The organism is Streptomyces sp. NBC_00075, assembly GCF_045041225.1.
Taxonomy (GTDB): Bacteria; Actinomycetota; Actinomycetes; order Streptomycetales; family Streptomycetaceae; genus Streptomyces; species Streptomyces adonidis.
In genome coordinates this window covers 465,933-479,777 of the sequence record NZ_CP108243.1, presented here as the reverse complement: position 1 = coordinate 479,777, position 13,845 = coordinate 465,933, and the positions used below count along the sequence as shown (strand labels likewise).

The window sequence follows — 13,845 nt, the reverse complement described above, 5'->3', positions numbered from 1 at the left end:
ACAACCGCTCTTCCGGAGAGTGGAAAGAAATCGTGGTTTACGGGCGTAGAACGCGAGGTCGAATCGGTTACCGGCGAGTGAAGTTCCGGCCGGTAACGTGGTCGTCAGCCCTCATTCTGCGGTCCGGCACCGCGCCGGAAGGCGCCCGGAGTCATATTCACACGTCGTATGAAGAACTTGCCGAAGTTCGTGACTTCGGTGAATCCGAGCTGGCGGGCGATGCTGCCGACGGACAGGTCCGTGTGGACCAGCAGGCGCTTCGCCTCCAGGGCGACGCGGGCGTCGATCAGGTCCTTGGTGGTGGTGCCGGCGACACTGCGGCAGGCCCGGGACAGGGTGCGGGGCGTGCAGTTGAGCGCGGCGGCGTAGTCCTCGACCAGCCGGGTCTTGCGGTAGGAGTCCTCCAGCTCGCGGCGGAACCGCAGGAAGAGTTCGCCGTTCTCGCCGGCCGGGCTGCCGTTGTGCACCGCGTCGCTGTGGTGGCTGCGGCACATCTGGTCGATGTGGAGCAGGGCGACCGCCAGCAGATGCTTGAGGAGATCCTCGCCCATGCCCTCGTCGGGCCGCTCGAACTCCTCCTGTAGCAGGTCCAGTACCCGCCGGAACGTGTCCAGTTCGGCGTCGGAGAGCTGCCAGTGGGAGGGGCGCAGGACGTCGTCGAGCATCCCCATGTGCGCTCGCAGCCGCAAGGGGAACGTCTCGGTGAACATGACGAGACGGGCTTCCATGTCCGACGGCATCGCGAACTGGATCACCTGGTTGGGCCGGATCCACAGCAGGGAGCCCGCTCGGGACGGGTAGGGCGTGGAGTCGATCGTGAAGACTCCGCCGCCTTCCTCGACCAGCATGATCTGGTGGTAGTCGAGCCGGTGGGGCGCGGTGGTGAAGTCCGCGCAGACCTTCTTGCGCACGTCGCCAAGCGTGGTCATGGCCATGCCGACACCGGGTCTGCAGACGGGGGTGTAGGGGACTACCGGAATCGGTAACGAAGCGAAATCGACCATGAGCGTTCCGGAATCGACCTTTCTTCAGGCTTATTTAACTATCAATGATAGGCGTGGCCGCCCGTTGCCGGATCACGTCCGGCTCATGCACAGGCAACAGTCCCCACATGATGTGCAGGTGAAGGGAAGTAGACGGGATGACCACCCACCCCGGCGCCCCCGAGCGCTCGGTTGTCGACCGGACGCTCAGCATCCTCGGCGTCTTCGACCGTGACAACCGCGTCCTGACGCTGAGCGACATCAGCAGGCGCTCCGGTCTTCCGGTCGCCACGGTCCATCGCATCGTGAACAAGCTCCACGGCTGGGGCGCACTCGAACGCGGACAGGAAGGCGGATACAGCATCGGCCTGAGGCTGTGGGAGACGGCGACCCTCGCCCCCCGCTACTCGAACCTCGCCGAGGTCGCACAGCCGCACCTCGTGGACCTCCACGCACAGTGCGGCGGCGCGGCGGTACTCACCCTGCGCGAAGGAACGGAGACCGTCTGCCTGTCCTTCCTCTCCAACGACCCCGGCCTCACGGCCCATGGGGGCGACCCCGGCCGCCGGCTCCCGCTGCACGTCACCGCGACGGGCCTGGTCCTGCTGGCGAACGCGGGCACCACGCTCCAGGACGAGATCTGTGCCGGCCCGCTGCGCGCGTACACCGCCGCCACGATCACCAACGGCACCACCCTGCGGAACTGCCTCAACAAGACCCGACGCGAGGGGTACGCCGTGGTCTGCGGCACCCTGCGCGAGGGCCGTGGGGCGATCGCGGCACCGGTGCGCAACGCGCGCGGCACGGTGGTGGCGGCGGTCGGCATCGTGGCCCCACTGGGCATGCTCCAGCCGTCCCGGCTGACCCCGCTGGTCCTGGCCACGGCCGAGGCGGTCTCCCAGCACGACCGCACGGAGGGGTGGCGGATGGCGGGGGTGGGCGCGTAACCCGCCCTACGGCACGTACGCCGTCCCGCCTGCGGCGGCCAGTGTCGTGGCGATCCGCCGATGGGCCGACAGCCGTTCCGACTCCGGTACCGGGGGCAGGAGTTCCTCCCACAGTGGGAGGAACGTGCCGCGCAGCTGGGTCAGCCCCGCGGGCCGGGCCAGCAGCCAGAAGTGCAGGTGGGCGCCGCCGTCGCCCCATCGGTTGACGTGCACCCGGGCGACGCCGTCCACGGCGAGGACGGCCCGCTCGGCCCGCTGCAACAACGGGCCCAGCTCGGCCGACCGGGCGGCGGGCAGATCGGCCAGGTCGTAGTGCCCGCGCGGCTGGAGCAGCACGACAGCGGGCAACCGAGCCCCGCCGACCGCGTCCACCCGCCAGTGCTCGTCCGCCCAGAGCGCCTCCACCACGGGCTTACGACAGACCACGCACTCCTCGGCCCCGCCCTCCCCGGCCCGCTCGGGCTCGGGGAGCACGGGCGCCAGCAACGGCTTGACCACCAACTCCCCGTCCACCACCTCAAACGGAAAGGTCTCCCACCCGCCGACCGACTCGACGGGCACAGACAGCCGTTCCCCGACAGCCAGCCGCCGAACGAAGTCACTGGGCTCGAAGGTCACCCGAGCAGTCTCCATCACCGAGTGGCGTAAGGGCAGTCGTACGACCGGTGCCTGTGAACTCCACCGGCTGGGGCGCCCCTTCAGGAGCGCGGGGAACTGCGCGACCAGCCACGACGGACCCGCAGCAGAAGAACCGCCCCTCCAGCGGAGCGCCTACGCTCACAAGCGAGCCCGACAGCCCGAGACGAGCCCCCACGATCGGAGCGTGCATGCCGACGGACCACGCCACGAACGGCGAAGTGCAGCCGCCTGCCCACGAGTTGAGGTCGACAACTACCTCCGCCGTGGAGGTGAGGCCCGTCGCCGGACACATCGGCGCCGAGATCTCGGGCGTAGACCTGACCGAGCCCCTCGACGACAAGGCGGTCGCCGAGATCAGGGCGGCCGTCCTGCGCTGGAAGGTGGTCTTCTTCCGCGGTCAGCGGCTCGACCACGCCACCCACATCGCGTTCGCACGAAGGTTCGGCGAGCCGGTCGTCCTGGGCCGCCGCGGCAGCGCCTCCCCACCCGACTTCCCCGAGATCGAGACGACCGCCGACCGCCTGGAACTGGGCGGCCGCTACGGCATGGAGCACGCCGAATGGCTGGAGCGCCGCCGCCACTCACTGCTGCGCGGCTGGCACTGCGACCACGGCGCCCGTATCGACCCGCCCGCCGCGACCGTCCTGCGCGCCGAGACCGTACCGCCGTACGGAGGCGACACCACCTGGTCCAACCTGGCCGCCGCGTACGCCGGACTCTCCGCGCCCGTACGGGAGTTCGTGGACGGACTCAGGGCCGAGCACCGGCTCGGCGTCGGCTACCAGTCACGCCCCGGCGACGACGCCTACCTCCGCCACCTGCTGGACCACCAGGTCGCCTCGGTGCACCCCTTGGTGCGGGTCCACCCGGAGACGGGGGAGCGGGTGCTGTTCGTCAACGGCTACTACCTGGAGCAGATCACGGACGTCTCCCGCGCGGAGAGCCGTCTGCTCCTGGAGATGCTGCTCGAACAGGCGACCAGGCCCGAGTACACGGTCCGGTTCCGCTGGGAGCCCGGCAGCGTCGCCTTCTGGGACAACCGGGCCACCATCCACCTCGCCCCCAGCGACAACGCCCACCTCGGCCACCCCCGGGTCATGCACCGCGTGATGCTGACCGGCGACATTCCGGCCGGCGTCGACGGCAGGCCGTCGGAGCCGGTCACCGGCACCGAACCCGGGCGATGGTGAAGGCTGCCGCCGATCAGCCGGCGGCCGGCTGCCAGCCCAGTGCGGGGCCGAGCCGGGTCGCGATGTCCGTGAGGATCTGGACGTAGTCCTCGTGGTCGAAGGTGAACGGCAGCGCGAAGGCCACCTCGTCGACCTGTTGGAACGCGACGTGCGCGTACAGGCGTTCGGCGATCTCGGCGGACGTCCCGACGAGGTCCGGTGCGAACATCAGCCGCGCGGGACCCTGCGGGGTCGCGGTCCGCGGCAGCCGCTTCGCCGCGTACTCCTCGTACTTCGCGCGCTGCTCGGGCGAGGCACTGTCGGTGGGAATCACGACGAGCCCCTGGGAGACCCGGGCCCGCTCGCCGTCCGGATGACTGTCACGGAACGCCCGGATCCCCGCGAGCTGGATCTCGGCGAAGTCCGGCGACCCCTCGCCGCCCTCGCCCCCTTCGGCCTTCACGACGCTGCTGGTCAGGAAGTTCATCCCGTGCTCACCGGCCCACTTCGCCGACCGCACACTCCCGCCGCCGTACCACAACCGCCGCCCCAGCCCCGGGGAATGCGGCTGCACCCGGTCGGAGAACACCTCGAACCCCTCGACCCCGCTGAAGTCGGTGGCCGGCTTCCCGCGTACGAGGTCCAGCAGCCGCTGGACACGCTCGTAGCTGAAGTCCTCGGCGTCCGCCGTGTCGGGGTAGAGGGCGTCCTTGACCTGGTCGTAGTGCATCGGCGGGCCCACACTCATCCCCGGGTTGAGCCGGCCCCCGGACAGGATGTCCACGGTCGCCAGGTCCTCCGCGAGGCGCAGCGGGTTCTCCCAGCCCAGCGGGATGACGGCGGTGCCCAGCTCGATCCGGCGGGTGCGCTGCGAGGCCGCCGCCAGGACGGCCACGGGGGAGGAGATCCCGTACTGGAGATGACGGTGGCGCAGCCAGGCGCTGTCGAAGCCCAGCCGCTCACCCAGCTCGATGATCTCCAGCGTCGACTCGTGACCCGCCCGTGGGTCGTCCCCGTCGAACAGCCCGATGGTGAGAAAGCCCAGCTTGCGCAGCGGCTGTGAGGGGGACGGCACGAGCTCCTCCAACGATCGTCGTACGGACGTTCACACGCCGTCGATTGTGCCAGGCGGCCGGGGCAGCGGCCTGGTCACCTCGGCCCCCGAACCAGGAGGCCAGCAGGAGCCGTGCCAAGCTCCCGCAGGCGTGTGTCCTACAGGCGAAGATCCGTCCGGGTCGAGGTCGGGGTCCGCTGCCACCTCGGGGACGCCTGCCCCGTGCCCTGCCTGGCCGACGGCTGCCTCGGGATCTGCCGCGTGTCCTGCGCGAGCTGCTGCTGGGTACCCTTCCCGCCCCACTCGCCGTCGCCCAGGACCAGCAGCGGGTCGAACATCACTACGACCGCGGCCAGCAGCAGGAAGATGGCCGGGCCGATCAGCATCGGCAGCAGCAGCGAGGTCGGTGAGTCACCGGCCCAGGTGGTGGTGCCCGAGTCGTGCAGATGCACGCTGACGGCGGCCATACCGGTGTAGTGCATCCCGCTGACGGCGACCCCCATCACCAGGCTCGCCCCGAGACTGGTCAGAAATCCCCGGATGGAGACGGCCGCCCACAGCGCGGCCGTCGCGGCGACGACGGCGATCACCACGGAGAGCGTCACGGTCACCATGTCGTAGTGGATCTCGCCGTTGAGGTGGAGCGCCGCCATGCCGAGGTAGTGCATCGCGGCGACGCCGAGACCGGTGATGGTGCCCGCGACGGAGAGCGTCCCGGGTGTGGCGCCGCGATAGCCGACGACGAACACCCCGATTCCGACGACGACCATCGCCACGGCGAGACTGGTGACCGTCAGTCCGACGTCGTACCGGACCGCGGTCTCCTCGACCTGGAACCCGATCATCGCGATGAAATGCATGGTCCAGATTCCGCACCCGATGGCCGCCGCCCCCAGCGCCAGCCAACCCGGTTTCCACGATTCCTGGTTGAGCAGTGATCTGACCACACAGCGCAGACCCAGGGCGCTCCCGAGGCAGGCCATGATGTAGGCGGCCACCGGGGTGACGAACCCGTAACTGAATCCGTCAATTGTTCCTTGCATATGCCAATTCCCCCCGAGGTGCAGCATGTTGAGGGGGGAAATTCTCGCCTCAAGTGCGAGCAAAGCAAGCAGTTACCACGAGTATTCGGTGAATTTTTCTTGACCGAAGGTCAGGGTCGATCGGAAAAGATGAGACCCGGTCGGAATCCCCTATTCCGGTAGCGGTGCCGCCGTCCGGCCCGCCGATCGCTATGCTGCGCGGCAAAGCGTTCAAACGAACATGGAGCGAACGGTATGCGCGAGCCGGTCGAACTGAGGCGGCAGCGGATCCTGGCCGCCGTGCAGGCACGTGGTGCCGCCCGGGTCACCGATCTCGCCGCCGAGCTGGAGGTCTCGGTGGTCACCGTCCGCCGGGACGTGGAGGAACTCGCCCGCGAGGGCAGACTCAGGCGTGGCCACGGCATCGCCCGCTCCACCCTCCCCGTACCGGACGCCCCGCCCGAGCACGTCACGGCACCGGGCGACGGCGACACCGTCGTCCTGGTCGTCCCCGCCCGCCACTCCTACCTCTACGAGACCCTGCACGGCGCCCGCCCCGTCCTGGAGGAGGCCGGCGTACGCATCGCCCTGCACATCGCCCCGCAGGTCGCCGGCGCCGAACACCCTTTGGTGGAGCGGGCGTTGGCGGACGGCGCCCGGGGCGTGCTGATCGCCCCGCGCTGGCGCACCCTCGCCGACGAGGAGGCCGACGCGAAGTGGCTGTGCGGGCTGGGCGTGCCGACCGTCCTGATGGAGCGCAGGCCACGCCCCGGCAGCGCGCTGCACGCCCTGGACTCGGTCTGCTCCGACCACTGGTACGGCGCCCACCTCGCCGTGGAGCACCTCGTCGCCCTCGGCCACCGCAGGATCGTCTTCGCCACCCGCGACGACAGCCCCACCGCACGGGCCCTGCGCGCAGCCCTCACCGAGATCGCCGGGGCCCATCCGAAACTCGACGCCTGGACCCTCACCCTCAGTTCGCCCGAAGCGGGCCCCGACCGCTCGGCCGGCGCGGACCGTCCGGCCGTCGACCTGCCCGGCGTCCTGCGCGAACTGGACGCCACGGCCTGTGTGCTGCACGGCGACGTGGACGCCCTGATGCTGGTCCAGGACCTGGCCGCGCACGGCGTACGGGTGCCGGAGGACTGCTCGGTCGTCGCGTACGACGATGTCGTGGCCGCCCTCGGCAGCACCCCCCTCACCGCCGTGTCCCCGCCCAAGGGCGAGGTCGGCCGGGCCGCCGCCGAACTGCTCCTGCACCGGCTGAAGGACCCGCGGGGGAGCGGAGCGGGACCGGCGCGGCGGATCGAACTGCTGCCGGAGCTGAAGGTGCGAGGGTCGACCCGCAGCATATAGCGATCGTTTGACCGCTTTATTTTCTTCTGATCGCTCTATTGACCGTTTCTGATGGGCCGATGAGGATTCCCGTATCTCGATCGAACAGGACGGGAGGCACCCATGCCTGGTCGACAGAACCCCCGTCGACGAAGCCGTCGTTCCGTGCTCGCCGCGGCGGTCGCATTACCGCTGGCAGGAGCCGTGAGCGCGTGCAGCGGGGGAGCGGACTCCGCCTCGCGCGCCGACGGCGGGAAGGTCACCCGCATCACCTTCTGGTCCGCGCTGCGCGGCAGCCAGGAGGTGGTGGACGCCTTCAACAGCACCCACGACAGCATCCAGGTCGACTATCAACAGGTCCCGTCCGGCGGTCAGGGCGGCTACGCCAAACTCAGCAACGCGGCCCGCGCGGGCAACGCCCCCGACGTGGCCACGATCGAATATCCGCAGGTGCCCGGCTTCGCCATCGACGGCGTGGCCCGCGACCTCACCTCGATGGTCGGCAACGAACTGCGCGCCAAGCTGCTGCCCCAGGCCCTCGGCCTCACCACCTTCGAACAGCGCGTGTTCAGCGTCCCGTTGGACGTCGAACCGATGGTGATGCACTACCGCGCCGACCTGTTCGCCGAGCACGGCTTCGAAGTGCCGGGAACCTGGGCGGAGTTCGAGGAACTGGCCCGCGCCGTCCGCCGCAAGCTGCCCGGCCGACGGCTGGTGCTCTTCCCCACGGACGGCGGCACCCAGTTCGCCGCCTACTCCTGGCAGGCCGGCGCCCAGTGGTTCGACACCGCGGGCGGCGCCTGGAACGTCTCCCTCGCCGACGCCCCCACCCGGCGCGTCGCCGCCTACTGGCAGCGCCTCATCGACGAGGACCTCGTCTTCGTGAACGCCGTCGAGAGCAGACAGTCCGACGCGCAGATCGCCGACGGCCTGGTCCTCACCCGGCTCAGCGGCGCCTGGGACGCCGGAGCCCAGATGAAGGCCCGGCCCGCGCAGGCCGAGCAGTGGCGGATCGCCCCGCTGCCCCAGTGGGACACCGGCCGCCCGTACGTCGGCACCCACGGCGGCTCGACCTTCGCGGTCACCAAGGACAGCCGACACCCGGAAGCCGCCCTGGAGTTCATCGCCTGGCAGGTCTCCCACCCCGACTCGCTGCGCGCCCGTCTCTCCAGCGGCACCAGCAGCCAGTACCCGGCCGCGTCCGCACTGGTCGCCGTCGGCCGTGAGGCCTTCGACCGCTCCTACTACGGCGGCCAGGACATCTACACCCTCTTCGAGGAGGAGGCCCACAAGATCCGCGACGGCTGGGTCTGGGGCCCCCGCTTCACCGCCACCCAGCGGGTGATGCAGGACAACTTCGCCCGCGTCGGCGGCGGCCAGGGCTCCCTCATCGACTCCGTGCGCGCGGCCCAGGACGGCACGATGCCCGACCTGAAGGCCCTCGGCCTGTCGACCACTCAGCACAGCACATGAGCCAGAACCTCCGTACGGTCCGCCGCCCGAAAGGCAGGTGACACCCCATGACCGCGACCACCCAGGCCCAGCACCGTGTGTCTGCCGCCGTCTCGCGCACCGCCGCCCCGGCCTCGGCCCAGCGCGCCCGTAAGAGGGCCCACCGACGTCAACTCGCCGCGTGCGCCGTCCTGATGGCCCCCTTCTTCGCCCTCCTCGTCACCGTCTTCCTGATCCCCGTCGGCACGGCGATCTACCTGAGTTTCTTCAGCGACGACCAGCCCGGCCTCGGCTTCGGCCCCGAACGCACGATCTTCGTCGGCCTGCGCAGCTACTCCGCCGTCCTCACCGACCCGACGTTCCTGTCCGGGCTCGGCACGGTCGCCCTGTACTGCCTGATCTACATCCCTCTGATGGTGGTCGGCGCGCTCGCCCTCGCTCTGCTCCTCGACTCCGGTGTCGTACGGCTGCGCGCCTGGGCCCAGCTCGGTCTGTTCCTGCCGCACGCCGTGCCCGGCATCATCGCCGCCCTCATCTGGCTGTACCTCTACACACCCGGCATCAGCCCGGTGATCGACCTGTTCGCCAAGGCCGACATCACCATCGACTTCCTCGGCATCCACACCGTGCTCCCGTCGATCGTGAACATCGCCCTGTGGAGCAACCTCGGCTACAACATGGTCGTCTTCTACGCCGCCCTCCAGGCCGTACCCCGAGAGGTCATCGAGGCGTCGGTCGTCGACGGCGCGGGCCCGGTCCGTACGGCACTCCAGGTCAAGACACCCCTGGTCCGCACGTCGATCGTCATGGTGGCCATCTTCACCCTGATCTGGGCGCTGCAACTGTTCACCGAGCCCATGCTGCTCAGCCAGTCCTCCCCGATGATCAACTCCCGCTTCTCGCCCAGCATGTACATCTACGACGCCGCCTTCACCCGCAACAACTACAGCCTGGCGGCAGCCGCCTCGGTCGTCCTGCTCGTCTGCACGATCGCCCTGTCCTACGGCGTCACCCGCTGGACCAGCCGCGCCAACACCCCCGAGGAGACGGCCCGATGAGCACCGGCGACAGCACCCTCATGCGCCCGCGCCTGCTCGGCCGGGCCACGGTCAACGTGGTCGTCGCGCTCTCCGTCCTCTACACGCTGCTGCCCGTCCTGTGGCTGGTCCTCGCCGCAGGCAAGAACCGGGACGCCCTCTTCAGCAGCAACCTGCTGTCGCTGGGCGACTTCTCCTTCGTACAGAACCTGCGCGACCTGTTCGCCATGGACGACGGCCTGTACAGCCGCTGGTACGGCAACAGCCTGCTGTACGCCGTCCTCGGCGCCGGGATCGGTGCGCTGGTGAGCGTGGCCTGCGGTTACGCCTTCGACAAGTACGGCTTCCGGCACAAGGAGAAGCTGTTCGGCCTGGTCCTGGCGGCCGTCATGGTGCCGCAGACGGTGCTCGCGCTGCCGCTGTACCTGATGGCCTCGGAGGCCGGCCTCGTCAACACCTACTGGGCCGTGTTCATCCCCGTCCTGTTCAACCCCTTCGGTGTCTACCTCGGCCGGATCTTCAGCCAGGGCTATGTCCCCGACGAGGTCCTGGAGGCCGCGCGCGTCGACGGAGCGGGCGAACTCACCACCTACGTACGGGTGGCGCTGCGGATGCTCGGCCCCGGCCTGGTCACGGTCTTCCTCTTCCAGCTCACCGCCATCTGGAACAACTTCTTCCTGCCCATGGTGATGCTCTCCGACCAGGACCTCTATCCCGTCAGCCTCGGCCTGTACCAGTGGAACAGCTCGGCCTCCGTGTCGCCCGAGTACTACCCCGTGGTGATCATGGGCTCCCTGCTCGCCGTCGTTCCGCTCATCCTCGCCTTCGCCCTGCTGCAACGCTTCTGGCGCAGCGGTCTGACGGCAGGCTCGGTCAAGTGAGCAAGTAGCGGTCCTCGTACCGGAGTTGTCGAAGTCGTCGACCAGCAAGGAGTACCCGACCCCGAATGACCGTGTCCTCGCCGGGCCCCGGCTTCCGCCCCCGCGCCGCCCTCGCCATGTCCCCGGACGCCGCGGCCGCCGTCCTCGACCCCGCCTCGCTGGACGCCCTCGCCGCCGTCTGCGACCTCGCCCCGCTGCCGGTCCTGGACGACTTCGGCACCGAGCGCGCCCGCAAGATCCTCGCCGACGTCGACCTCCTCGTCACCGGCTGGGGCTGCCCCGTACTCGACACCGACGCCCTCGCGGCGGCACCCCGGCTGCGGGCGGTCGTGCACACGGCGGGCAGTGTCCGCCCGCATGTCACCGAGGCCTGCTGGGAACGCGGCATCGAGGTGTCGTCGGCCGCCGCCGCGAACGCCCTGCCGGTCGCCGAGTACACCCTCGCCATGATCCTGCTCACCGGCAAACACGTCCTGGAACGCGCCCAGGCCTACGTCACCACCCGCACCCGCGACGACTGGCTGCGCACCTCCCGCACGATCGGCAACTACCGCCGCACCGTGGGCATCGTCTCCGCCTCCCTGGTCGGCCGCCGAGTCATCGAACTGCTCCACCCCCACGACTTCGAGATCCTCCTGTACGACCCCTACGTCACCGACGCCGAAGCGGCCGAACTCGGCGTGGAACGAGTCGAGTTGGACGCCCTGTTCGCCCACTCCGACACGGTCAGCCTGCACACCCCGCTGCTGCCCGCCACCCGGGGCCTGGTGAGCCGCGCCCTGCTCGACTCCATGCGCCCGGGCGCCGTGTTCATCAACACCGCCCGGGGAGGCGTCGTGGACCAGGACGCCCTCACCGACGCGGTCCGGGAGCGCCGTGTCCGCGCCGTGCTCGACGTCACCGACCCCGAAGTCCTGCCGCCCGAGCACCCGTTGTGGACGTGCCCCGACGCGCTCCTCACCCCCCACCTCGCCGGCTCCCAGGGCAACGAGTGGCGCCGCCTTGCCGACCTCGCCGTCGGCGAGACGGAACACTGGGCGTCCGGCGCCGGATTCCGCCATCCCGTACGACGCGAAAGGCTGGCCTTCCTCGCATGAGCAGCACGACCCGCAACAGCAGCAGCGGCATCCCCTTCGAACTCCCGCCCGAGGACCGCGAGTCGAGCCCGCACACCGGCTACACACGGGCCCACTGGGAGGCCGTGGCCGACGGGCTGCTGGCCGCCGCCTGGCGCTGGAGCACCCCCGGCGGAGCCCTGCTCGACCTGCCCGGCGTGCCGTCACGCTCGGGCGTGCGCTCCGACGGGCTCGAAGGCTACGCCCGCACCTTCCTCGCCGCCGCCTTCCGCGTCGCGGGCGCGGACGGTGACGACCCGCACGGCTGGCTCGACCGCTACGCCCAGGGCCTCGCGGCGGGCACCGCCACGCCCGGCCGCGCGGACACGGAATCCTGGCCGCTCATCCTCGACCACGACGTCCAGGGCCAGCCGATGGTCGAGTCGGCCTCGGTTGCCCTGGGCCTGCGCCTGACGGCGCCCTGGCTGTGGAAACGGCTCGACTCCGCCGTACAGGACCGCGCGGAGGAATGGCTGCGAGGCTCACTGCGGCACACGCCGGCCCCGAACAACTGGTACCTCTTCCCGTACACGGTCGCCGGATTCCTGGAATCCGTGGGACGCGGCGACACAGAGACCGCACGGGCCCGCGAGCGAGCCCTGGATCTGATGGAGACCTGGTACCGGGGCGACGGCTGGTACGCGGACGGCGACGGCCGGGCCTTCGACCACTACAACGGCTGGGCCCTGCACCTGTACCCGGTGCTGGACGCGTACCTGGGTGAAGACCGCGAACTGTCCGCCCGCTACGGCCCCCGCCTGCGAGAACACCTCGCAGGCTTCGCGCTGATGTTCGGCGGAGACGGCGCCCCGATCCACTTCGGCCGCTCGCTCTCGTACCGCTTCGCCGCATCGGCGGCCGTCGGCCTCGGCGCCCTCACCGGCGACACGCCGCTCACCCCCGGAACGAGCCGCCGCCTCATCAGCGGCAGTCTCCGCCACTTCCTGGACCGGGGCGCCCTGACTGAGGACGGCCTGCTCACCCTCGGCTGGCACGGCCCCCACCAGGCCACCCTCCAGACATACTCGGGCCCGGCGTCCCCGTACTGGGCCTCGAAGGCCTTCGTCTCCCTGCTCGCCCCCGCGGACGCCCCCCTGTGGACGGACCGCGAGGAACAGGCACCGGTGGAGGAGAACGACCGGGTGCTGTCGCTGCCCGCCCCCGGCCTGCTGGTGCAGTCGACCCGGGCGGACGGGATCGTACGACTCCACAACCACGGCAGCGACCACGTCCGCCCGCACGAGGGCGAGACGGCGGCCGAGAACGACCCGCACTACGGCCGCCAGGCCTACTCGACCCACTCAGGCCCGACCGCCCCCGCCAACATCGCCGACAACCACCTCTCCGTGGAGATCGCCGGCCGGGGCAGCGTCCGCCGCCGTATCCACCCCCTGGGCGCGGGCCACGGCGACGACTGGGGCTGGGCAGCCTCCTGGCACCGCCCGGTCTTCACGGCGGGCCCACCCATGGTGCCGGGCCTGCGCGTGGAGAGCGTCACGGTCGTACGAGGCCGCCACGAACTCCGCGTCCACCGCGTGATCGGCGCACCGGCAGGAACCCGAGTCACGCACACCGGCTGGGCGACGGGCCCCGAGGAGCCGGTGACGTCGACCCTGCACGGCTTGTATGGCTGGACCCCGGAGGCGGAGGACACCCGGGCTCCCCAGGGCACGGCCTACACCCGCTGGGCCGTCGTCCCACGCCTGACGGGCGAGGGCGCGTCCCTGTACGTGGCTCTGGCGACTCTCACGGCGGACCCGACCCCGCTGGTACCCGAGCAGGTGATCTCCGAGGTCGAGGTGACGGACACGACGGTAGAGGTGACCTGGGCGGAGCACGGCGTGCGTACCAGGATCACCTTCGATCCGATGGCGGTGCGGCAGAACTAGGCGGCTCGTCGAAGTCGCGCAGTCCGACAACGCGCCCGCCTTTAGGGGCGCGGGGAACTGCGCGACCAGCCCCCACGCACCCGCTCCCAGCAACGAACCCCTAGGGCAGCAACTTGTCCAACGCAGCAGAACCCTCCTCCGCCAACTTCCGCTCCGCCCACGCCAGACTTCGCGGAGTCACATCCCGTCCCGTCGCAAGCACCAGATCCTCCGCGGACGCCCCATGCTCGGAACCGGTGTGCAGCAGGGCGTCCGGGGTCGTGCTGTCGTCGGACGGAGAGGACGAATCAGAGCGCTTGATCGGCATGACGTCTCCTTGCTC

Annotated in this window: 13 protein-coding genes; 8 read left to right on the top strand and 5 right to left on the bottom strand. The window is 70.4% G+C overall.

Going from position 1 to position 13,845, the window contains the following annotated elements; translation table 11 throughout:
* Positions 1-104 precede the first annotated feature (104 nt).
* Entirely contained in the window at positions 105-929 is an 825-nt protein-coding gene (locus OG787_RS02240) for an AraC family transcriptional regulator (RefSeq protein WP_369035692.1), read from the bottom strand.
* Between the two features lie 212 nt (positions 930-1,141).
* Between OG787_RS02240 and OG787_RS02235 the strand changes: the two genes are divergently transcribed.
* Entirely contained in the window at positions 1,142-1,930 is a 789-nt protein-coding gene (locus OG787_RS02235) for an IclR family transcriptional regulator (RefSeq protein WP_369035691.1), read from the top strand.
* Positions 1,931-1,936: 6 nt separating this feature from the next.
* Here the strand turns inward: OG787_RS02235 and OG787_RS02230 are convergent, their stop codons facing one another.
* Complete coding sequence (locus OG787_RS02230; RefSeq protein WP_369035690.1) at positions 1,937-2,548, bottom strand: HIT family protein; 612 nt, start codon at positions 2,546-2,548, stop codon at positions 1,937-1,939.
* Between the two features lie 209 nt (positions 2,549-2,757).
* Here OG787_RS02230 and OG787_RS02225 point away from each other — a divergent pair, with 209 nt between their 5' ends.
* Positions 2,758-3,759 (top strand): TauD/TfdA dioxygenase family protein, encoded by a 1,002-nt coding sequence (locus OG787_RS02225; protein ID WP_369035689.1) that lies wholly within the window; start codon positions 2,758-2,760, stop codon positions 3,757-3,759.
* 13 nt (positions 3,760-3,772) lie between these two features.
* Here OG787_RS02225 and OG787_RS02220 read toward each other — a convergent pair whose 3' ends face one another.
* Both OG787_RS02220 and OG787_RS02215 read right to left on the bottom strand, forming a co-directional pair.
* On the bottom strand, positions 3,773-4,813 hold the full coding sequence (locus OG787_RS02220; RefSeq protein ID WP_405534124.1) for an LLM class flavin-dependent oxidoreductase: 1,041 nt from the start codon (positions 4,811-4,813) through the stop codon (positions 3,773-3,775).
* A 137-nt stretch (positions 4,814-4,950) separates the two neighbouring features.
* Positions 4,951-5,835: an MHYT domain-containing protein gene (locus OG787_RS02215; protein WP_405534123.1), complete on the bottom strand. Its 885-nt coding sequence runs from the start codon at positions 5,833-5,835 to the stop codon at positions 4,951-4,953.
* Positions 5,836-6,069: 234 nt separating this feature from the next.
* On the opposite strand from OG787_RS02215, the gene OG787_RS02210 reads away from it, so the two are divergent.
* The 6 genes from OG787_RS02210 (at position 6,070) to OG787_RS02185 (ending at position 13,523) form a co-directional block, all read left to right on the top strand.
* The gene (locus OG787_RS02210; RefSeq protein WP_405534122.1) at positions 6,070-7,170 is read left to right on the top strand and encodes a substrate-binding domain-containing protein; all 1,101 of its coding nucleotides are present in this window, start codon (positions 6,070-6,072) and stop codon (positions 7,168-7,170) included.
* Between the two features lie 102 nt (positions 7,171-7,272).
* Complete coding sequence (locus OG787_RS02205; protein WP_405534121.1) at positions 7,273-8,622, top strand: ABC transporter substrate-binding protein; 1,350 nt, start codon at positions 7,273-7,275, stop codon at positions 8,620-8,622.
* A 47-nt stretch (positions 8,623-8,669) separates the two neighbouring features.
* On the top strand, positions 8,670-9,659 hold the full coding sequence (locus OG787_RS02200) for a carbohydrate ABC transporter permease (protein ID WP_405534120.1): 990 nt from the start codon (positions 8,670-8,672) through the stop codon (positions 9,657-9,659).
* On the top strand, positions 9,656-10,519 hold the full coding sequence (locus tag OG787_RS02195) for a carbohydrate ABC transporter permease (RefSeq protein WP_369035683.1): 864 nt from the start codon (positions 9,656-9,658) through the stop codon (positions 10,517-10,519). Before OG787_RS02200 ends, OG787_RS02195 begins: the two co-directional genes overlap by 4 nt.
* Positions 10,520-10,584: 65 nt before the next feature.
* Entirely contained in the window at positions 10,585-11,616 is a 1,032-nt protein-coding gene (locus OG787_RS02190) for a hydroxyacid dehydrogenase (protein ID WP_369035682.1), read from the top strand.
* Positions 11,613-13,523 carry a DUF2264 domain-containing protein gene (locus OG787_RS02185; RefSeq protein WP_405534119.1) on the top strand — a complete coding sequence of 637 codons (1,911 nt, stop codon included), beginning with the start codon at positions 11,613-11,615 and terminating at the stop codon, positions 13,521-13,523. The genes OG787_RS02190 and OG787_RS02185 overlap by 4 nt, the downstream gene beginning before the upstream one ends.
* Positions 13,524-13,623: 100 nt before the next feature.
* Here OG787_RS02185 and OG787_RS02180 read toward each other — a convergent pair whose 3' ends face one another.
* Positions 13,624-13,830, bottom strand: coding sequence for a hypothetical protein (locus tag OG787_RS02180; protein ID WP_235472584.1), 207 nt, complete (start codon positions 13,828-13,830; stop codon positions 13,624-13,626).
* Positions 13,831-13,845 lie beyond the last annotated feature (15 nt).